The sequence below is a fragment of the Citrobacter sp. C6_1 genome (genome assembly GCF_014596835.2).
Classification (GTDB): Bacteria; Pseudomonadota; Gammaproteobacteria; order Enterobacterales; family Enterobacteriaceae; genus Citrobacter; species Citrobacter pasteurii.
The window spans coordinates 3,102,901-3,122,471 of record NZ_CP115031.1 but is presented as its reverse complement, the minus strand read 5'-3'; the positions used below and the strand labels follow the sequence as shown (position 1 = coordinate 3,122,471).

18 protein-coding genes are annotated in these 19,571 nt (G+C 51.4%); 6 read left to right on the top strand and 12 right to left on the bottom strand.

Going from position 1 to position 19,571, the window contains the following annotated elements; all coding sequences use genetic code 11:
* Positions 1-68 precede the first annotated feature (68 nt).
* The 5 genes from glnQ to rhtA all read right to left on the bottom strand — a co-directional run bounded on the left by glnQ (position 69) and on the right by rhtA (position 4,389).
* Entirely contained in the window at positions 69-791 is a 723-nt protein-coding gene (gene glnQ, locus IB196_RS15145) for a glutamine ABC transporter ATP-binding protein GlnQ (protein ID WP_005123686.1), read from the bottom strand.
* Positions 788-1,447: a glutamine ABC transporter permease GlnP gene (gene glnP, locus IB196_RS15140; RefSeq protein ID WP_005123684.1), complete on the bottom strand. Its 660-nt coding sequence runs from the start codon at positions 1,445-1,447 to the stop codon at positions 788-790. Before glnP ends, glnQ begins: the two co-directional genes overlap by 4 nt.
* Positions 1,448-1,584: 137 nt before the next feature.
* Complete coding sequence (gene glnH / locus IB196_RS15135) at positions 1,585-2,331, bottom strand: glutamine ABC transporter substrate-binding protein GlnH (RefSeq protein WP_188231821.1); 747 nt, start codon at positions 2,329-2,331, stop codon at positions 1,585-1,587.
* Positions 2,332-2,695: 364 nt separating this feature from the next.
* On the bottom strand, positions 2,696-3,199 hold the full coding sequence (gene dps / locus IB196_RS15130; RefSeq protein WP_005123679.1) for a DNA starvation/stationary phase protection protein Dps: 504 nt from the start codon (positions 3,197-3,199) through the stop codon (positions 2,696-2,698).
* A 302-nt stretch (positions 3,200-3,501) separates the two neighbouring features.
* Positions 3,502-4,389 carry a threonine/homoserine exporter RhtA gene (rhtA, locus tag IB196_RS15125; RefSeq protein WP_005123676.1) on the bottom strand — a complete coding sequence of 296 codons (888 nt, stop codon included), beginning with the start codon at positions 4,387-4,389 and terminating at the stop codon, positions 3,502-3,504.
* Between the two features lie 411 nt (positions 4,390-4,800).
* On the opposite strand from rhtA, the gene ompX reads away from it, so the two are divergent.
* The gene (ompX, locus tag IB196_RS15120) at positions 4,801-5,316 is read left to right on the top strand and encodes an outer membrane protein OmpX (protein ID WP_005123672.1); all 516 of its coding nucleotides are present in this window, start codon (positions 4,801-4,803) and stop codon (positions 5,314-5,316) included.
* Positions 5,317-5,380: 64 nt separating this feature from the next.
* Here ompX and IB196_RS15115 read toward each other — a convergent pair whose 3' ends face one another.
* Positions 5,381-6,967: a phosphoethanolamine transferase gene (locus IB196_RS15115; RefSeq protein WP_040230439.1), complete on the bottom strand. Its 1,587-nt coding sequence runs from the start codon at positions 6,965-6,967 to the stop codon at positions 5,381-5,383.
* Positions 6,968-7,243: 276 nt separating this feature from the next.
* Positions 7,244-7,372: a manganase accumulation protein MntS gene (gene mntS / locus IB196_RS15110; RefSeq protein WP_005123669.1), complete on the bottom strand. Its 129-nt coding sequence runs from the start codon at positions 7,370-7,372 to the stop codon at positions 7,244-7,246.
* Positions 7,373-7,558: 186 nt separating this feature from the next.
* Between mntS and mntR the strand changes: the two genes are divergently transcribed.
* Positions 7,559-8,032, top strand: a complete 474-nt coding sequence (gene mntR, locus IB196_RS15105; RefSeq protein ID WP_003035264.1) for a manganese-binding transcriptional regulator MntR — start codon at positions 7,559-7,561, stop codon at positions 8,030-8,032.
* Positions 8,029-9,138, top strand: coding sequence for an anion transporter (locus IB196_RS15100; protein ID WP_188231822.1), 1,110 nt, complete (start codon positions 8,029-8,031; stop codon positions 9,136-9,138). Before mntR ends, IB196_RS15100 begins: the two co-directional genes overlap by 4 nt.
* Before the next feature lie 94 nt (positions 9,139-9,232).
* Here the strand turns inward: IB196_RS15100 and ldtB are convergent, their stop codons facing one another.
* Positions 9,233-10,153, bottom strand: a complete 921-nt coding sequence (gene ldtB, locus IB196_RS15095) for a L,D-transpeptidase (RefSeq protein WP_003035268.1) — start codon at positions 10,151-10,153, stop codon at positions 9,233-9,235.
* A 233-nt stretch (positions 10,154-10,386) separates the two neighbouring features.
* Between ldtB and IB196_RS15090 the strand changes: the two genes are divergently transcribed.
* Together IB196_RS15090 and IB196_RS15085 are read left to right on the top strand one after the other, a co-directional pair.
* Positions 10,387-11,979: an ABC-F family ATPase gene (locus IB196_RS15090; protein ID WP_005123661.1), complete on the top strand. Its 1,593-nt coding sequence runs from the start codon at positions 10,387-10,389 to the stop codon at positions 11,977-11,979.
* A gap of 100 nt (positions 11,980-12,079) precedes the next feature.
* Entirely contained in the window at positions 12,080-12,934 is an 855-nt protein-coding gene (locus IB196_RS15085; RefSeq protein WP_223236841.1) for a hypothetical protein, read from the top strand.
* 69 nt (positions 12,935-13,003) lie between these two features.
* Here IB196_RS15085 and IB196_RS15080 read toward each other — a convergent pair whose 3' ends face one another.
* The 4 genes from IB196_RS15080 to IB196_RS15065 form a co-directional block, all read right to left on the bottom strand.
* Entirely contained in the window at positions 13,004-14,266 is a 1,263-nt protein-coding gene (locus IB196_RS15080; RefSeq protein WP_188231823.1) for a DUF1479 domain-containing protein, read from the bottom strand.
* Between the two features lie 153 nt (positions 14,267-14,419).
* Entirely contained in the window at positions 14,420-15,235 is an 816-nt protein-coding gene (locus IB196_RS15075) for a Cof-type HAD-IIB family hydrolase (protein WP_188231824.1), read from the bottom strand.
* A 165-nt stretch (positions 15,236-15,400) separates the two neighbouring features.
* Complete coding sequence (locus IB196_RS15070) at positions 15,401-17,833, bottom strand: glycyl radical protein (RefSeq protein WP_005123654.1); 2,433 nt, start codon at positions 17,831-17,833, stop codon at positions 15,401-15,403.
* Positions 17,834-17,838: 5 nt separating this feature from the next.
* Positions 17,839-18,738: a glycyl-radical enzyme activating protein gene (locus tag IB196_RS15065; RefSeq protein WP_149692127.1), complete on the bottom strand. Its 900-nt coding sequence runs from the start codon at positions 18,736-18,738 to the stop codon at positions 17,839-17,841.
* Positions 18,739-18,870: 132 nt separating this feature from the next.
* Here IB196_RS15065 and fsa point away from each other — a divergent pair, with 132 nt between their 5' ends.
* Positions 18,871-19,533, top strand: a complete 663-nt coding sequence (gene fsa, locus IB196_RS15060; protein ID WP_005123650.1) for a fructose-6-phosphate aldolase — start codon at positions 18,871-18,873, stop codon at positions 19,531-19,533.
* Positions 19,534-19,571 lie beyond the last annotated feature (38 nt).

The window sequence follows — 19,571 nt, the reverse complement described above, 5'->3', positions numbered from 1 at the left end:
GCGGGAGAGAATTGAAATGAGAGGATTCTGGTGAAAAACCTCCCTTCGGGAGAAGGGAGGCAGAGCTATCAGGAAACGTGCTGCAAGAATTCCTGTAAGCGTTGGCTGGGCGGATTTTCAATCAGGGCCTGCGGATTACCGTCCTCGGCAATACGACCCTTATCAATGAAAATCAGGCGTGAAGCCACTTTTTCGGCAAAACCGATTTCGTGGGTCACAATCACCATGGTCATCCCTTCTTCCGCCAGATCCTGCATAACTTTCAGCACTTCGTGGCGCAGTTCCGGATCCAGCGCAGAGGTTGGCTCGTCAAACAGCATCATTTTCGGCTTCACCGCCAGCGCACGGGCGATAGCCACACGCTGTTGTTGACCGCCGGACAGCTCAGAAGGGTAGTGATGGGCGCGCTCGGCCAGACCCACTTTCGCCAGCAGTTCTTTGGCCAGTTTTTCCGCCTGTTCTTTATTCGCCCCGCGTACGCGTAGCGGGCCAAACATGACGTTTTCCAGCGCAGTCAGATGCGGGAACAGGTAGAACTGCTGAAACACCATTCCGGCTTCCTGGCGGATTAACCGTTCGTCTACCTTCGGATCGTTCACTTTCAGACCGTCGACGATCAGATCGCCAGAGGTTATCTCTTCCAGTTTGTTAATGCAGCGCAGCAGGGTAGATTTACCGGAGCCAGATGGCCCGATAATGACCACCACTTCACCTTGCTCAATGTTCAGATCAATATTGTGCAGCACCTGGGTTGGACCAAAGTGCTTAGAAACGTTTTTAAATTCAATCACAGGATTTTCATCCTTCTTTCCAGACGACGCAGAATGAAGCTCAGCACCAGCGTAATGATCAGATAGAACACCGCAACGGCGCTCCAGATTTCCAGTGCGCGGAAGTTACCGGCAATGATTTCCTGGCCCTGACGGGTCAGTTCGGCGACGCCAATGACAATAAACAGCGAGGTATCTTTAATGCTGATGATCCACTGGTTGCCCAGCGGCGGCAGCATACGACGCAGCGCGAGAGGTAAAATTACGTGACGGATAGTCTCCGTGCGTGAAAGCCCAAGCGCCAGCCCAGCCTCGCTGAATCCTTTATGGATTGAGAGCACCGCGCCGCGGGTGATTTCCGCAATATAGGCTCCGGAGTTAATCATGATGGTGACAACAGCGGCGCTGAAGGGGTCAATACGCAAATCGTTAAACGCCATTGGCAGGGCGAAGTAAATAAACATCACCTGTACAACAATTGGCGTACCGCGGATGACTTCGATAAAGACCAGCGCTACGTGGTTGGCTATCCAACCGCCGAAGGTACGCGCAAAACCTGCTGCAAGCCCGATAATCAGACCGCCAGCCAGACCGAGGATTGAAATCCACAAGGTCATTTTGGCGCCTTCTATCAAAAGCGGGATGGCGGGCCAGATGGCACTCCAGTCAAACTGCATATGTCGTTCCTGTTACCGTGGTGTAAATATTCAATTGCCCATTTCGCCGGATGCGCTGTGCTTATCCGGCCTACAGGTCTCAAAAATCCAGGCGTAGGCCCGGTAAGCATCGCGCCACCGGGCAACGTTACCGGTTATTATTTAGGTTCAGTACCGAACCATTTTTTGTAGATTTCGTTGTAAGTACCGTTCTCTTTCAGCGTTTTCAGCGCGCCGTTCACTTTCTCACGCAGGTCGTCGCTGCCTTTCGGGAAGGCGATGCCGTACTGCTGGGCTTCTAGTGATTCGCCTACAGCTTTGAACTGACCGTTGCCCGCAGTCTTGATGAAATACAGAATGTTTGGTGTATCGTGCAGTACCGCGTCTGCGCGGTTGGTACCCAGTTCCATATACGCGTTATCAATGTTCGGGAACTGACGCAGGTCTTTGGTTTTGATGTTCGCTTTTGCGTAATCCACTGAGCCGGTACCGCCCTTCACAGCGACGACTTTACCGTCCAGATCTTTTACGCTTTTCACATCGTTATTGTTCGCTTTGACCATCACTAACAGGCCGCTTTTGTAGTAGCCGTCAGAGAAGTCGATGGCTTTTTTACGCTCTTCGGTAATAGTGATACCTGCCAGCGCCAAATCGACGTTTTTAGTTTGCAGGGCCGGGATGATGCCGCTGAAATCCATAGGTTTCAGTTCATAATCCAGCTTTAGTTCTTTGGCGACGGCAGCCCACAGATCCACATCAAAACCAACGTATTTGTCGCCCTGTTTGAATTCAAAGGGAACAAAGGCGGTGTCGGTTGCGACAACGAGTTTCTTATCTGCGGCATGGGAGGACACCGCAAAAGCCAGGGTAAGTGCAGCCAGTGAAACTTTTAATACAGACTTCATAGGATTTCCTTTTATATCCACGGGGCGATCCCCTGCGAGAACATATGGCTTAATGAAAGAATCGTGCCAATTTTGCAACTCATTGTTTTAACAAGAGGGCGTCTCATTTTGTTGCACAATAAGTAGGGCAAAGCGGGCTGTTTGCACCGTTTCAGGGCACTCATTTGGTGCATGACGGGCGCGGTGCAAACGGTATGACTATTTAGCGTAAAAATTGTTGATAAAACAATCTTTCGTTAACGATTGTGTGAGGTGATTATTACAAATAATTTACTTTGGAGTGACGAATGATCAATGTTGTGCACCATAGAAGTGCAAAACCCCCGCAAATGCGAGGGTAATATAGGTATTTCTTATATGTCTGTTATTCGATGTTCGCTTCGATAAACCACAAGAATTTGTCGAGGTCACGGGAGGCCGCAGTGAAGATATCTGCTGTATCCTCATCTTTTGCTTCACTTATCGCTTTACGTACGCTGTTAGCAACCACGGCATAACGTTCGGCCAGCTCTTTTAAGTGGTCCTGTACGTTATGGATATCCAGCGGGTAGCTTTTCAGTGGCGTTTTGCTGTTAATAACCTGCGTTGTCCCCAGTGCCACACCGCCTAACTGTACGGCACGCTCAGCCATGGTATCGAGGTGATCGGTCAGTGCAGTCCGGAAACCATCCAGCATTTCATGTACGGCAATGAAGTTTGCGCCGCGCATATTCCAGTGTGCCTGTTTGGTGATCAGTGACAGGTCGATGAATTGGATCACCTGCTGATTCAACAGTTCAACGGTCGCTTTTTTATCGCTGTCTGTTACATCGTTACGGGTATAAAGGAGGGCAGATGCTTTTGTTTTTACCAGTTTTGCGGTACTCATAATCTCATATCCTCTTGATGTTTATGTCCCAAATCTTCAACGAGAATAAGTATAGCGCTAATTTCAGTTTTATTTTTCCGGTGTTACCTATCACTTTAATAGCGAGGCGAATAAAAATATAAAATACCGATATAAATCAATCTTCTAAGTTATTTTAGTGCGGTGTATTGTTATTATTATGTTAATGCTATGCCTCAGCATAAATAGCGTGCTTCAACGGGAGGTAAAGGGCAATAATAATAGTGGGGATAGATAACAAGATATTCTGCATGATTATGCAAACCATGCAGAATATTGGCAGGTTAATTCACGTCAACTTGCTTAATTTGCGGGTCTTTACGGATGGTGAGCGTAGAGCCCATTGACGCAGCAATAATCGCGCCCAGAGCCAGCGTCTGAATAAACGTCAGCGTTTCCCCGAGGAAAATCATCCCAGACACCGCCGCCAGTGCAGGCTCCATACTCATCAGTGTCCCAAAGGTACGTGTAGGCAGTCGCGTTAATGCGATCATTTCCAGCGAATAGGGGAGCGCAGTAGAGAGGACTGCTACCGCTAAGCCCAACGGGAGAATAGACCAGTGCCACAGCGCATCGCCTGCCTGAATGACGCCAATCGGCACGAAAATTAGCGCTGCGATTAATGAGCCAACTGCGACCGTTGCCGGGCCATGCTCTTCCCCTGCGCGTTGCCCGGTAAGAATATAGATAGCCCAACAGGCGCCAGCACCCAATGCCAGCGCGGCACCGGTTAAATCAACGTGAGAAACATCCTGACCTAACGGCAGCAGGAACCACAGTCCGAGCACGGCCAGCGCAACCCAAATGAAATCCACCGGACGTCGGGATGAAAACAGCGCTACCGCGAGTGGCCCGGTGAACTCCAGCGCCACGGCAATGCCCAGCGGGACGGTCTGAATTGACAGGTAAAAGAGGTAGTTCATTCCACCCAGAGACAAACCGTAAAACAGCAGGGGAAGACGTTGCTCTTTGGCAAAACGTAAACGCCAGGGTTTAAAGAATGCGATAAGGATGAGCGTTCCCAGCGCGAGGCGCAGGGCGGTAACGCCTGGCGCGCCGACGAGAGGGAACAGCGATTTCGCCAGCGATGCGCCGCTTTGAATAGAGGACATAGCTATCAGCAAAACCAAAATAGGCAACCAGACTGGCGCTTTACGTGACGACCCCGGCATCCTTTCTCCTGTCAAATGATGGTTACACACCTTTCCCCGCGGGACGCCGCAGATTTGCTGCGATGCGCGTGAGTTTGTGTATAGAAAAGTAAAACAGCGAGTGTAATGGAAATACGCTCGGCTGGTTGAGTATTCGTTGAAAAAAAAATTACTGAGATCCGTACAATGGCATGAAAACGATGGATTAATAATCTGCGCGATTAGGAATCATCTGGATGAATATGCCGTGTTGTGCGCGCAATAATGGCATAAATCATTAGAAAAGTGATGTTAATTGAAAGAGATAGCGGGTTTCTGAAACGTTCTGTTACATGAAAAGTTTCGTTAGACATCGCGAATCGCAAAGAGTTTCCCATCAGTTTTTGGTATATTTAAAACTTAAGATTTACTTGAAGCACATTTGAGGTGGTTATGAAAAAAATTGCATGTCTTTCAGCACTGGCCGCTGTTCTGGCTTTCTCCGCAGGTACCGCTGTAGCTGCTACTTCTACCGTTACTGGTGGTTACGCTCAGAGCGATGCTCAGGGCGCAGCGAACAAAATGAACGGTTTCAACCTGAAGTATCGTTACGAGCAGGACAACAGCCCGCTGGGTGTGATCGGTTCCTTCACTTACACTGAAAAAGATCGTACCGACTCGTTTGGCGATTACAACAAAACCCAATACTACGGCATCACTGCAGGTCCGGCTTACCGTCTGAATGACTGGGCAAGCGTCTACGGTGTTGTAGGTGTTGGCTACGGTAAATTCCAGGATGCAGCCTCTCCGGCTGACAAACACGACACCAGTGATTACGGTTTCTCTTATGGTGCCGGTGTGCAGTTCAACCCGATCGAAAACGTTGCTCTGGACTTCTCTTACGAGCAGAGCCGTATTCGTAGCGTTGATGTAGGTACCTGGATCGCGGGTGTTGGTTACCGCTTCTAATCACTTCGGTGATATAAAAAATCCGCCTCCTGAGGCGGATTTTTTTTGCCTGCAATTTGAGCTGTTAACGAGATTTGGTCTCAAAGATGTCGGTACCAAGGTGGTTGTAGTCCACCTTCTGCAGCTTAAAGTTAGTGATATACACAGGTCCGGCTTTTTTCTCAGAGATAAAGCGGTAGCTGTTGGTAATTTCCTCCGCGCTGATCCCCGTCCACTGTGAGAAAAAACTCAGGAAATCATTCGCCGAGCGGCGGGCTTTAATCACCCGATGCGCTTTGTCATCGCTGGACAGTACCATAAAGGGCACCTGGAAGTTCTGCTGGAACTGATCGTCATGCGCCAGGTACTGTACCTCTTTTCCGCGCTCTTTAAAGGCGAGGCCATGATCGGAGAAATAGACCATCGAGAAGCTACTGCCGCTGTTACGTAACTGTTCGTAAAGCTGGCGCAGCAGGTCATCCGTCTGCGTCATGGTGTACAGATAACAGGAGGTCTCTTTCGACTGGACGAATGTGTCGTATTTTCCTTGCGTACGATCGCAGGCCTGCGGATGCGAGCCCATTAAATGCAGTACGATGAGCTGCGGCTGAGTGCGTTCGGTGGCCAGTACCTGGGCGGTCATCTTCAACAGCGCCTCGTCACGGGTGTTTTTGTCCGCTTCGAAATCACCGTTTTTGAGGAACTGAACTTCATCTGCTCGCTTCGCAATGCTGGCGATTGCCGTATCGTATTCACCAATCTGTCCCTGATTGGAAAACCACCACGTCTGGAATCCTGCGCGGTTGGCCAGCGTGACAAAGTTATCCTGGAACTGAGGCTTATTATCGACGACCCGGTTTAGCGTTAAGCCGAGCGATTTTTGCGTAGAACCGCTGGCGGCAATGTAATCCGCGAAGATATAGCCGTTAACCGAGCTGGCAAACGGGGTGTTATCCCAGTGGCCGCCAAATGCCCCTAACGCATCGCGGCGGGCGCTTTCGCCGATCACCACCATGTAGGTGTGATACTTCGGCTTCACGGCGGTTACCGTCCAGCTGTCTTTCACGCTCGACAGCTTAGCCATGCGCTCTTGCTCGTCGAGCACTTCGTTATTGTTGACGATAACGTCCTTGGCAAAGCGGAAAACCGGGTAACCGGTATCTTTTAACTTGAAAACGCCGCCCCATGCCAGGTTTTGTACCGGAGTAACAAAGAATGCAACGATGCTGAACAGCAAGCACAGGCTGTCGTACTTGTTCCAGCGACGTTTCTGCTCGTCTTTTTTACGCCGTACGGCGATAACGCCGAGCGCAAAAATAAACACGCCAACCAGATAATTGTACCAGGGGAAGATAGTCAGGATTTCGGTCGACTCTTCCATGTTGGTCGAATGCAGCGCCAACAACGTATTAAAGTTTGGCGAGCCGTAAGCCTGGCCGAACGGAAAGTACATTGCCGCAATCAGCGAGCAAATGCCAATCAGCACTTTCTGCGCGCGCGGCGCACTGCGCCACATCAGCATTAATATACAGGTGAAAGCAATGCTATAGAGCAGGCTAAGCGGATAGCCCAGCGCAAGGTTGATCAGCAGAGACTGTAAGAAATAGAGGCCAGTCCACGGACTAATCGCCCGGCTACGAGCAATGATTGAATCTTTGAGGGTTAAATTCATATGCCACTGTTACAAAAACGCCATGTGCTTACCCTGGCGCTAAGGGTCATTGCCTGCCTGAGAGAGCGAGAAGAGGGAATGGGTCCGCATCCGCGAGCCGCAATATATGCAGGGCTGCGAAAAGATAGAGTGTGCGCAAGAGAAGGTCAACTACTACAAAGAAATTGTTTTGCGAGGGACGTGGCAAAACTGACAAAAAGAAGGGTTATTGGTACGAAAACGATCGCCCTATTCGGGTGACGGCAGGAAAAAGAAGCGGCGTACCGCGACGCCGCATTATTTTGCTGAGGATTTATCCTGCTCTGGTTTGCTGTTAATCATGTCACACAGCATAGAGATCAGCATCAACCGTACTTTAAAGGGAGAGTGGCTAAACACGCGTATACACCTCTTAAATTCATTCATATAAACCTCCTGACTTCACGATCCCATCAGTCCTTGAGGGATGTCTTTATTATATACAGATATAGCACAGGCTATATTATATAGCTATTGCTAAAACGTTAATTTTTTGTGCCCGCGCAACTCTGGTTTACAATGAACGCTCTCTAATCAGATGCCGTTAACGCGTCACAGTAACGAGGAAGCAGAATGAGTCGTCGCGCAGGTACGCCAACAACAAAAAAAGTGACGCAATTGGTGAATGTCGAAGAACACGTTGAAGGATTTCGTCAGGTTCGGGAGGCGCATCGCCGCGAGCTGATTGATGACTACGTAGAGCTGATTTCCGATCTCATTATTGAGGTGGGGGAGGCGCGCCAGGTTGATATGGCCGCGCGGCTTGGGGTTTCCCAGCCGACGGTTGCCAAAATGCTTAAGCGCCTTGCTTCAGTCGGGTTGATTGAAATGATTCCCTGGCGGGGTGTGTTTTTAACCGCTGAAGGTGAACGACTGGCTCAGGAGAGTCGGGAGCGTCATCAGATCGTGGAAAATTTCCTGTTGATGTTAGGTATCAGCCCGGAAATTGCCCGTCGCGACGCGGAGGGAATGGAGCATCACGTCAGTAAGGAAACGCTGGAGGCTTTTAGCCGGTTTACGCAACAGCAAGGAACAGGCTCTGAATGAGTTTCCCTTTACTACGCGCTTTGCAGCGCGATCGCTTTTTCCAGCTGTTAATCATCGTCGGGGTTGCACTGAGTCTGTTCACGCCATTTGCGCCCCGGCTGTGGCCGGGGGCCATTGACTGGCACACGATTATTACGCTTAGCGGCCTGATGTTACTGACCAAAGGCGTGGAGCTCAGCGGCTATTTTGATGTGTTAGGGCGCAAGATGACCCGCCGCTTCAATACTGAACGCCAGTTGGCGATATTTATGGTGCTGGCGGCGGCGCTGCTGTCGACGTTTCTGACCAATGATGTGGCGCTATTTATTGTTGTTCCGCTGACGATCACCCTGAAAAAATTGTGCGCTATTCCGGTGAATCGCCTGATTATCTTTGAGGCGCTGGCGGTTAACGCCGGATCGTTGCTGACGCCAATAGGTAACCCGCAAAACATTCTGATGTGGGGGCGTTCTGGCTTGTCATTTGCCGCGTTTACCTGGCAAATGGCGCCGCTTGCGGGAGCCATGATGCTAACGCTGGTGGTGCTGTGCTGGTTCAGTTTCCCGAATAAAGCATTGCATTATCACACCGGTACGTCCGCGCCTGACTGGCAACCGCGTCTGGTGTGGAGCTGTCTGGCGCTGTATATCATCTTCCTGGCGGCACTGGAGTTAAAACAAGAGCTGTGGGGTCTGGCGATCGTCGCCGCAGGGTTCATGGTGCTGGCTCGCCGCGTGATCCTCAGCGTTGACTGGACGTTGCTATTAGTGTTTATGGCGATGTTTATTGATGTGCACTTACTGACGCAACTCCCGGCCTTGCAGGGGATTACCCACCAGATTGGCACGCTTTCAGCGCCGGGGCTGTGGTTGACGGCCATTGGCCTGTCGCAGTTTATCAGTAATGTTCCCAGTACGATTTTGCTGCTGAACTACGTCCCGCCGACGCTGCTGCTGGCCTGGGCGGTCAATGTGGGTGGCTTTGGGCTGTTGCCGGGATCGCTGGCGAATCTTATTGCTTTACGCATGGCAAACGACCGCCGGATCTGGTGGCGTTTCCATTGGTATTCGGTGCCGATGCTGATATGGGCGGCGCTGGTGGGGTATAGTTTGTTGCTGATGATGTAATTGATGTGGTGTGCCGGATGGCGGCTGGCGCCTAATCCGGCCTACAGTGTTGGTAGGCCCGATAAGCGTAGCGCCATCGGGCATGTATAGCAGATTAGTTCAGACGAACCGGCATACCAGAACGGTTCTGTACCGCCTGCTCAACGACGGCCTGATCGACGTCAGACTGACCGGTGATGCTGGTAATGCTCTTATTCAGCGTAATTGGTACGATTTCCCCGCCTTCAAACTGTGCTTCAGTAGTAGACAGTGGGTTATGTACCTCGATGTAACGGCTGCCGTCTGGTTCGGTAGTGGCTTTTACCGGCTCATCGATAAACTGTACGCGGGTGCCGACCGGCACATTTTCAAACAGGAACTTGATGTCGTCGTTACGCAGACGCACGCAACCGTGGCTGACGCGTAAGCCGACGCCGAAGTTAGCATTGGTACCGTGGATGGCGTACAGACGACCGATATACAGTGCGTACAGACCCATCGGGTTATCCGGACCTGCCGGAACAACGGCTGGCAGTGGTTCACCCGCAGCGCGGTATTCCGCATGCATTTTCGCCGTAGGTGTCCAGGTTGGGCCCGCTTTTTTACGTTCTACTTTGGTGGTCCAGTTGATTGGCGTGTCTTTGCCCAACTGGCCGATACCGATCGGCAGAACAATGACGGTGTTAGTGCCTTTCGGGTAGTAGTACAGACGCATTTCGGCGCTGTTAATCACAATACCTTCATGCACGGTATCCGGCAGGATCAACTGCTGAGGAATGTTCAGCACGGTGCCGCCTTTCGGCAGGAAGGTATCCACGCCTGGGTTAGCTTCCAGCATGTTAGACAGACCCATCTGATACTCTGCCGCAAAATATTCCAGCGGTTGGGTGTTGCCTTCAGGAATCGTGATGACCTGGTTTTGGCCAATCAAACGGCTGCCATCGGTAGGCAGCGGGTACGTGACGGCAGAAGCGGTGTTACAAAAACCAACTATTGCGAGTGCCGCCGCGAAAAGCGTTGTTAATTTCATATTCATGTTCATGTATGCGAGATTCAGTGCCAGGCAGGCTAGTGGGTTGAGATTTATGTAGTGTTGGGCACGCATTATATGTGCATTCTGAGCAACAAGGAATTCGGATGTGTACTAAATCACATTTTTTTCCTTTTGCTTTCACTTTATCTGTGCAGCATGAACGGCGCGATCTTATTGCAGAGTTATGGCATAATAAGCGGTTTGTCACATATTTCTTTCTCTTTCAGGATACGCCAGTGTTAGTTTCCAGCAACGTCACCATGCAGTTCGGCAGTAAGCCGCTGTTTGAAAATATTTCCGTCAAATTTGGCGGCGGCAACCGTTACGGCCTGATTGGCGCGAACGGTAGCGGTAAATCCACTTTTATGAAAATTCTCGGCGGCGACCTCGAACCGACGCTGGGCAACGTTTCCCTCGATCCGAATGAGCGCATCGGTAAGTTGCGTCAGGATCAATTCGCCTTTGAAGAATTCACCGTGCTTGACACTGTCATCATGGGTCACGGTGAACTGTGGGAAGTGAAGCAGGAGCGCGATCGCATTTATGCGCTGGCCGAGATGAGCGAAGAAGACGGCTATAAAGTGGCTGACCTCGAAGTTCAGTATGGCGAAATGGACGGCTATTCTGCGGAAGCGCGTGCGGGTGAACTGCTGCTGGGCGTCGGTATTCCGGTAGAGCAGCATTACGGCCCGATGAGTGAAGTCGCCCCCGGCTGGAAACTGCGTGTGCTTCTGGCACAGGCGCTGTTCTCTAACCCGGACATTCTGCTGCTCGACGAACCAACCAACAACCTGGATATCGACACCATCCGCTGGCTCGAGCAGACGCTCAATGAGCGTGACAGCACCATGATCATCATTTCGCACGACCGTCACTTCCTGAACATGGTCTGTACGCACATGGCGGATCTGGACTACGGCGAACTGCGTGTTTATCCGGGCAACTACGACGAATACATGACGGCGGCAACTCAGGCGCGTGAACGTCTGCTGGCCGATAACGCCAAGAAGAAAGCACAGATTGCCGATCTGCAATCCTTCGTCAGCCGCTTTAGCGCCAACGCGTCTAAATCTCGTCAGGCGACCTCTCGTGCGCGCCAGATTGATAAGATCAAGCTCGACGAAGTGAAAGCGTCCAGCCGTCAGAACCCGTTCATCCGCTTCGAACAGGATAAGAAACTGTTCCGTAACGCGCTGGAAGTGGAAGCGCTGGCGAAAGGTTTTGATGAAGGCCCGCTGTTTAAAAACTTCAACCTGCTGCTGGAAGTGGGGGAGAAGGTTGCCATCATTGGTGCCAACGGTGTGGGTAAATCCACCATGCTGAAAACGTTGGTTGGCGATTTGCGGCCGGACAACGGTACCGTGAAGTGGTCTGAAAACGCCCAGGTTGGTTACTACGCGCAGGATCATGAATACGAGTTTGAAAACGATCTGACCGTTTTCGAATGGATGAGCCAGTGGAAACAAGAAGGCGATGATGAGCAGGTTGTGCGCAGTTTCCTTGGCCGTCTGCTGTTCAGCCAGGACGATATCAAGAAACCGGCAAAAGTGCTCTCCGGTGGTGAAAAAGGACGCATGCTGTTCGGTAAGCTGATGATGCAGAAACCGAATATCCTGGTGATGGATGAACCGACCAACCACCTGGATATGGAATCTATCGAGTCGCTGAACATGGCGCTGGAAATGTATCAGGGCACGCTGATCTTTGTTTCTCACGACCGTGAGTTCGTCAGCTCGCTGGCGACCCGCGTGATTGAGATTACGCCGGAACGCGTGATCGACTTCACCGGCAACTACGAAGATTACCTGCGTAGTAAAGGTATCGAATAAGTTCCTCCCCCGCACTTTTCTGAAAAAATTTTCTGCTTATTAATCTTAGCCACAATTGTGGCTAAGATACTTTCCGTAACTATGAATACAGGGAAAGGAAATGAGTCAGATGGAACCGCTTTCTTTAGCCAATCTTAAATTAAACTTACTAAATTTAAACAACAGTAACGAGCATCCTTTCGTTTTACGTGAAGATGGCGATGATATTGTTGCATCCTGGAATATCGAAGATGCTGAGTGGGTAGATTATTTCAGCCAATACGGATTGCAAAAACAATATGAGTTAAGACTGTTTTTCAATGAAAGTAAAAAGCAGATTAGCTATCGGGAAAAAACGACCGATGTGGAATGGGATGCAGATTGGGGTGGGTTCAGATTGAGCAAATCTGTCCAAATAGGGAAACGTCTTGAGTTTTCTGCTGGGGGCTCCTGGGGTAAAAAAGAAGATGGTAGCTTCGGTAAAATTGATGGCTATAAATTTGCATCCACGGAAATTACCGACCCTGTTTTTGATATGGCTCGTGATGCTGGATGGCAGGTTCGTGGTCTGTTAGCAGACAAGAAAAAAAGGAAATTTGTTATTGCGGGAGCGGTGATTGCCGCACTGATTATTTTTATCGGCCTTGGCACTTTCCTTTTTTCCACGATGGGTGATTTGAAGGATGCTGCACGAACAGAGATAGATTTGCTCCGTAATGGACAATATGTTCAGGCTTATCAGGCAAGCTCTTCTTCTCTGCAAAGAAAAATGAACAGCGAGGATTTTAAGCTTGTAACCGAGTCTGTTCATTTTGATGATATTAGTGAATACAGTTTCGATAGTTTCAATGTAGTAAATGATGTTGGTTCTTTATCTGGAAGCGTAGAGTTTAAAAACGGAGAGTCTGGCGAGATTAACGTTACGATGCTCAAAGAACATGATAAATGGAAACTGGCAGCAGTATCAGTAGAATAAAAAAATACCCGGTTTTTATCACGTCGTGAAGAAAGCCGGGCTGTTTTAAAGATGCTGAAAGGGGACAGTTTATTCCATCCCCAGCGCGCGTTTACCGTGGATATTCAAATCCTCCAGCGTGAAGCGTCCTTCCCAGTGAGTTTCATAATCTTCTCGTGGGAAATCACCCGGCGAGGCGCCTTTTTCCAGCGCAGCTTTCACTTTGTGAGCGTAGGCCAGATTCTTTTCGCACATCGGTGCGGCAGGGATATACATCACGTTGCCCCAACCCTGTTGATTCTCAACCGGCGCAACGGAATGGATCACATCACAATGCCACCACACTGAGTCTCCGGCTTCCAGTTGTGGAATGCTGGTTAGCGCTTCAATCAGCAGCGGATGCCATTGCGCGGAAATCGGCAGCACTCTGCCGGGCGCTACGCCGCAAAGCTCATCTTCCGGCACATCGTCAAGCAATGGGCGTAACAACACATACGCCATCGCTTCAGGAATAGGAACCACGTGCAACAATCCCTGACCTGGCAGCATATCGGACAGCGCAGTCCAGCCCTGGAAGGTACGGAATACTGAACATTTGGTGGTGTTATCCACCGTGTACTCTTCTACTTCGGTGCGATGCGCAGCCTGCCATGGATCGTAATCGTCCAGCTTACCATTGAAAACATAAGCAAAGACCTGCTGATACGCAGGCAGCAGCCAGCGTTCCAGCGCGCCGGAATCCGTATGCGCCCCGAGACCTTTGGACGTCGTTCCCGGCGGGCGACGGCGGATACGGTCAGGATAGATTACGCTGACATCCGGGTTAAACCACTGTTTACCTTGACTTTCAAAGGTCCACAGGCGATTGAGGAACGACTGCGCGTTAGCCATCTCTTCACTCTGGCGGGCCTGCATTTGCGCCTGTGACCAGTAGATTGGGTAAATTTCAGGCCGTGATGCGCTCAGGGTGCCGAAGAAGTTATCGCCGGGCCCTTTGTAGACGTCATCAAAATGGTTGCGATCCAGGTAATCGAGCATCGACTGATCCCATGCCAGCGCCTGTTCGCGGGGGAAATGCCCTTTAATGACCGCGCATCCGCGACGCTTAATTTCTTCACGCTGCTCTGCGCTCACGCGACCCGCTTTGATATCCGCATAGGACAACACAGGCCATACCGGGGAACCTTGCGCTTTGAGGGCGTTGATTTCCGCCACGCGGGTGGCAATGGCATCGCTCAGTTGATTGAAGATCAACTGAACATCTCCAAGCTGTGCCCGCAGTTGCTGTTTCATGTGACGGATTGCCGCTTTGTGATCGGCGGGCAACGTGTCGCTGGTAAAAGTAAAAGCCATAACCACCTCGCATTAGCTTTCATTCGAAACTGAATTTGATTACAAATGACAATATAAGTTAAAAATTAGTTAATGCAAGTTTAAAAACCTGCTGGTATGCGCAAAATGGAAAAAGAGTGAAAACCGGGGTAAGGGATACCCCGGCTGGCAGGATTAGACGTTAAATGGCGAAGTGTTATCCAGCACTGCCTGAATCACGTTCAGCGCCCCCTGATGGTTATTATCGTCGGTCTGATAGCGGGCAATTGATTTGATACTCTCTGCCGCATTGGCCATGGCGAAAGAGTAGTGCGCCATCTTCAGCATTTCCGCATCGTTGCCGCTATCGCCGATGGCGACGACGTTTTGTGGCGACAGGTTCCAGCGTTTTAGCAGGCGGCTGATCCCGTTGGCCTTATGTAAGCCGGGAATAATCAGGTCGATAAATCCAAAGCCGCTGGTGACGGGCTTCATAATGCCGTCGAGAGCAGTATGCAGATGATCGATAACCAGCGGGATTTGCTGATCAGGCAGATTCAGCGAGAACTTGAACAGCACATCATCAATGTCCTGATAATCCTTTACGGGTTTCAGGCGATGATAATGTTTTGCCATCAACGCGACAAAGGACTCTGGGGCATTTTCGCTGACATAGGCGCTTTGCAGTCCACAGGCCACAAAGTTGAGCTGCTTATCTTTGAGCAATTCGCCAATGACAATGCGTGATTCGTGGCGCGTAAGCTCACCGTGAAACAGTTGTTTGCCATGTTCAAACACCAGCGCCCCGTTCTCGGCGACAAAAGAGATCTCATCTTTGAGCTGCGGGAAAAAGGAGATTAGCTGGTAATACTGGTTGCCGCTGGCCACGACAAATTCAATATCTCGTTTTTTCAGTTCCTGATACTGCGCCATAAAGCGTGCACGATCGTATTGCTTGGCGTCGTCGAGAAAAGTTCCGTCCATATCAGTGACGATAACTTTGATGGTCATACTTGCTCCTGGCTCATAACTGCGACCAGAAACATTCTAATAACAATGTGACCTGTAGCACAAATTTAATTTCGAATGAAAGTAAAAAGCCGGGTGGCAGCTTCGCCTTACCCGGCTAAAGGGAGAGTATGTAGGCCCGGTAAGCGCAGCGTCACCGGGCGGGGGTTACAGCATATGTTCAGTGCGCGCGATGATATCGTCCTGCGCATCCGGAGACAGAGCGGTGAAGAAGGCGGAATAACCTGCGACACGCACCACCAGGTCACGGTACTGATCCGGGTGTTTTTTGGCTTCCAGCAGCGTTTCACGAGAAACGATGTTGTACTGAATATGCCAACCTTTGTGCTCTTCAAAGAAGGTACGCAGCAGAATCATCAGCTTTTGTTTATCAGACTCATTTTCCAGCGTGGCCGGGTTCAGCTTCTGGTTTAACAGCACGCCGCCGAGGATCGAACCGGTAGGCAGTTTACCCACCGAGCCAATGACCGCCGTTGGGCCGAGATGGTCCGTACCGGAGGCAGGGCTGGCGCCTTCTGCCAGTGGAGTATGCGCTTTACGGCCGTCCGGCGTTGCCATGGTTGCCGCGCCGAATGGTACGTTTGCGGAGATAGACGAGGTCCCGGCGTAGTAGTTGCCGCCAACCGGACCACGGCCGTAACGCGGGTTGTGATACTGTTTCAGCTCGTTGATATAGGTCTGATAAGCGCGAGCCAGCAGCGCATCAACGCTATCGTCATCGTTGCCGTATTTTGGCGCGCCGTTGATCAGGCGTTGACGCAACTGCTCGTGGGTCAGACCATCAAAATCATCAGCCAGCGCGGCGGCCAGCTGTTGTTGGCCGATAACCCCCTGCTCGAAGACCAGTTTTTTCACTGCTGCCAGGCTGTTGCCGAGGTTGGCGATACCCACCTGCAGACCAGATACCCAGTCATACTTCGCACCGCCTTGTTTAATGCTTTTCGCTCGTTCAATACAGTCATCTACCAGCGCGGAGCACAGAATATCGTGTACGTTTTCTTCCAGCATGGTGTCGACGACATACTCTATTTCGATAGATTTGCGCGTGTAGTAGCGGATCTGTGTATCCCAGGCGTCCATCACTTCATCGAAATTATTGAAGTTGCCGGCTGAGAGCGCTTTCTCCTGCGGCAGGAATACCTTGCCGCTGGTGGCATCGCGTCCGCCTTCCAGCGCCGCCAGCATCACGCGGGCAAAGTTAATAAAGCTCATGCCGGTGCAGCGGTAGCCCCATTTGCCGCCGACGGCGGTTTCGATGCAACCAATAGCCGCGTAGTCATAGGCGTCCTGCGGTTCAATGCCCAGCTTAATGAATTCAGGTATGACGATTTCGTCGTTGTTAAAGGCTGGCATCCCGAAGCCGCAGCGGATCACCTGCACGCAGGCATCCAGGAAGTCATTACTCATCCCCGCGTGATAACGCACGCTGAGGTTTGGTTGGGTAGAGCGCAGTCGGCCACAGGACTCCAGAATGGCGTAGGAAAGTGGATTGACGGCATCCATCGCCTGACCGTTGACCAGATTCTGACCACCAATGGTGACGTTCTGATACAGCGGGCTGCCCGCCGAGGCTTTCGAGTGGGAGCCGGAGCGAATTTTGTTCACTTCCAGCAATTTCAGCCAGCAGCTGTGCAACAGCTCAATGGCGTGCTCGCGGTCGAGACTCTGGTTCAGTTCTACGTCACGACGGTAGAAAGGATAGAGGTACTGATCCATACGGCCAAACGATACTGAGTGACCGTTCGATTCAATTTGCAGGATCAACTGAATGAAATAGCACAGCTGCAACGCCTGCCAGAAGGTTTTTGGCGGCTCATGGGCAATGACATCGCAGTTTTCCGCCATGGTCAGCAGTTCATCACGGCGGCTGGCGCGCGTTTCTGCGGATGCCATTGTACGCGCCAGCGCGGCAAAGCGCTCAATGTGCAGACTGACGGCCTCCAGCACAATATCAATCGCTTTCAGGAACTGATCGCCATGGAGGTCTTCCAGACAAGTCAGATCGATGCGGGAACGACGTTCATCGACTTTGTGGCGCAGGCCGTCGAGACCTTTTTCCAGCAACAGCGGGAAGTTCACCGCCAGGTGTGCGTCGCCGGAGGTCATATTACCTTCAGCTTTGATAATGCCGGTTTCCAGTAGGCCTTTTTGTTCGTCGGTAAACATACCGTAACAGCGATCCTGTACGGTCTGACCGCGCCACCATGGGCATACTTCGTGCAATACGCGCTTGTTCTCTTCGCTAACCGCGAAACCTGCGCCAGGCCTGTCGGCGAGATCGTCGATCTCTTTTTCAATCCAGGAGACGGTGTATTCCGGGAAGATTGGCGCGGCGCGTACTTCGCTTGCCTGGTTACCGATGATCAGCTCGTCATGTTTGATCCAGATAGTACGTTCCGCCAGGTGATGAGCCAGCGCCAGCGCACGGCGTACCGGGATGGGTTTATCCAGATGCTGCTGGTACATCTCGGTATAGTGCTGGGCGCGCTCGGTACAAACCGGCGGTTTCACGATGTGGATCAGAGCCGTTTTATGCGCGTTGATACGATCGCTGAGTGTGTCCAGTTTCAGAGTGGTCATGGCGATTATCCTCGTAGGGTCGCGGTTAAACCTTTAAGGCTGGCGTACTGCTGGGCAAATTCGAGCAGCGCAGGCGCATCAAGCGGTTTATCCGGGGCGTTGTAGGGTTGATTGAGTAAGTGGTATTTGTTGATGCCCAGCGTGTGGTAGGGCAAAAAATGGATCTCTCCGACGTGGAGTTCGTCGGCGGCAAAATCGGTAATGGCCTGAATAGCCGCTTCGTCAGCGTTGAATCCCTGAATCAGCGGGACGCGGATAATTATTTTTTTACCGGCTGCGGCCAGTTTTTTCAGGTTTTCCAGCACGCGAGAGGCGCTACCATCGGTCCACTGTTTAAACGGCGCGTCGGCGACATGTTTTAAATCGGCCAGGAACAGATCAACGTAGGGTAATGACGGCTCAATATACTTCCACGGAACATGCAGACAGGTCTCTACTGCCGTATGAATGCCCGCCTCGTGGCTGGCCTGGAACAATTCAGCCGCCAGCTCTGGCTGCATAAACGGTTCGCCGCCGGAAAGAGTGAGGCCCCCTCCGCTGCGGTCGTAAAACGGTTTGTCACGCAGGACGGTCGCCATGATGTCATCCACGCTTTTTATCTCCCCACAGACGGTCAGTGCCTGGGTCGGACAGCAGTGGGTCAGCGCCGTAATGGCCTCATCCGTCAGTTTTTCACGGTGAATAAGCAGACCATTCAACGCACGTTCAACCACTGCCGGTGCAGCCTGCGCGCACAGTTCGCAACCATCAAGGCACAGACGTGCGTCATAGAGCAGATCCTGCGTCCGGGCGCGGCTCTCCGGATTCTGGCACCACCGACAGCCCAGGGAACATCCCTTAAGGAACACCACGGTGCGGATACCGGGACCATCATGAGTGGAATAGCGCTGGATATTGAAAATCATAAGCGGCCTCATTTCTTTCGTATAAAGATTAAATTACTTTCGAATGAAAGTTATATTGACGTGTGTCAACTAACCGCGAGGTTTTGCCGTGCTACCTTTTATTCATGCTAATTATTCGTTTGAGGAAAGGTTATGGAACTCTATTTAGATACGTCTGATGTTGCCGCGGTAAAAGCGTTGGCGCGTGTTTTTCCGTTGGCAGGGGTGACCACTAACCCAAGCATTGTGGCGGCAGGTAAGCAGACGCTGGACGTATTACTGCCGCAACTGCAGGACGCAATGGGCGGGCAAGGGCGTCTGTTTGCTCAGGTCATGGCGACCACCGCCGAAGGGATGGTCAGCGATGCGCGTAAACTGCGGGCAATCATCACGGATATCGTGGTCAAAGTGCCGGTGACGGCAGAAGGTCTGGCGGCGATTAAATTGCTGAAAGAAGAGGGTATCCCGACGCTGGGGACTGCGGTTTACGGTGCTGCTCAGGGGCTTTTAGCTGCGCTGGCGGGGGCTGAATACGTAGCGCCATACGTTAACCGCGTGGATGCTCAGGGGGGAGACGGCATTCAGACGGTGACCGATCTACAGGCCTTATTGAAAATGCATGCCCCGCACGCCAAAGTGCTGGCAGCCAGTTTCAAAACGCCGCGTCAGGCGCTGGATTGCCTGCTGGTCGGCTGTGAGTCCATCACGCTGCCGCTGGATGTCGCTCAGCAGATGATTAGCTCTCCAGCTGTTGATGCTGCCGTGGCGAAGTTTGAGCACGACTGGCAGAGCGCATTTGGTCGTACGTCGATCTGATGTTGTTGCCGGGTGGCGCTAACGCTTACCCGGCCTAC

Excerpts from the sequence above, each read along its gene's own strand:
- glnP (WP_005123684.1), bottom strand. The coding sequence starts at position 1,447 with ATGCAGTTTGACTGGAGTGCCATCTGGCCCGCCATCCCGCTTTTGATA.
- glnH (WP_188231821.1), bottom strand. The coding sequence starts at position 2,331 with ATGAAGTCTGTATTAAAAGTTTCACTGGCTGCACTTACCCTGGCTTTT.
- dps (WP_005123679.1), bottom strand. The coding sequence starts at position 3,199 with ATGAGTACCGCAAAACTGGTAAAAACAAAAGCATCTGCCCTCCTTTAT.
- rhtA (WP_005123676.1), bottom strand. The coding sequence starts at position 4,389 with ATGCCGGGGTCGTCACGTAAAGCGCCAGTCTGGTTGCCTATTTTGGTT.
- ompX (WP_005123672.1), top strand. The coding sequence starts at position 4,801 with ATGAAAAAAATTGCATGTCTTTCAGCACTGGCCGCTGTTCTGGCTTTC.
- IB196_RS15115 (WP_040230439.1), bottom strand. The coding sequence starts at position 6,967 with ATGAATTTAACCCTCAAAGATTCAATCATTGCTCGTAGCCGGGCGATT.
- mntS (WP_005123669.1), bottom strand. The coding sequence starts at position 7,372 with ATGAATGAATTTAAGAGGTGTATACGCGTGTTTAGCCACTCTCCCTTT.
- mntR (WP_003035264.1), top strand. The coding sequence starts at position 7,559 with ATGAGTCGTCGCGCAGGTACGCCAACAACAAAAAAAGTGACGCAATTG.
- IB196_RS15100 (WP_188231822.1), top strand. The coding sequence starts at position 8,029 with ATGAGTTTCCCTTTACTACGCGCTTTGCAGCGCGATCGCTTTTTCCAG.
- ldtB (WP_003035268.1), bottom strand. The coding sequence starts at position 10,153 with ATGAATATGAAATTAACAACGCTTTTCGCGGCGGCACTCGCAATAGTT.
- IB196_RS15085 (WP_223236841.1), top strand. The coding sequence starts at position 12,080 with ATGAGTCAGATGGAACCGCTTTCTTTAGCCAATCTTAAATTAAACTTA.
- IB196_RS15080 (WP_188231823.1), bottom strand. The coding sequence starts at position 14,266 with ATGGCTTTTACTTTTACCAGCGACACGTTGCCCGCCGATCACAAAGCG.
- IB196_RS15075 (WP_188231824.1), bottom strand. The coding sequence starts at position 15,235 with ATGACCATCAAAGTTATCGTCACTGATATGGACGGAACTTTTCTCGAC.
- IB196_RS15070 (WP_005123654.1), bottom strand. The coding sequence starts at position 17,833 with ATGACCACTCTGAAACTGGACACACTCAGCGATCGTATCAACGCGCAT.
- IB196_RS15065 (WP_149692127.1), bottom strand. The coding sequence starts at position 18,738 with ATGATTTTCAATATCCAGCGCTATTCCACTCATGATGGTCCCGGTATC.
- fsa (WP_005123650.1), top strand. The coding sequence starts at position 18,871 with ATGGAACTCTATTTAGATACGTCTGATGTTGCCGCGGTAAAAGCGTTG.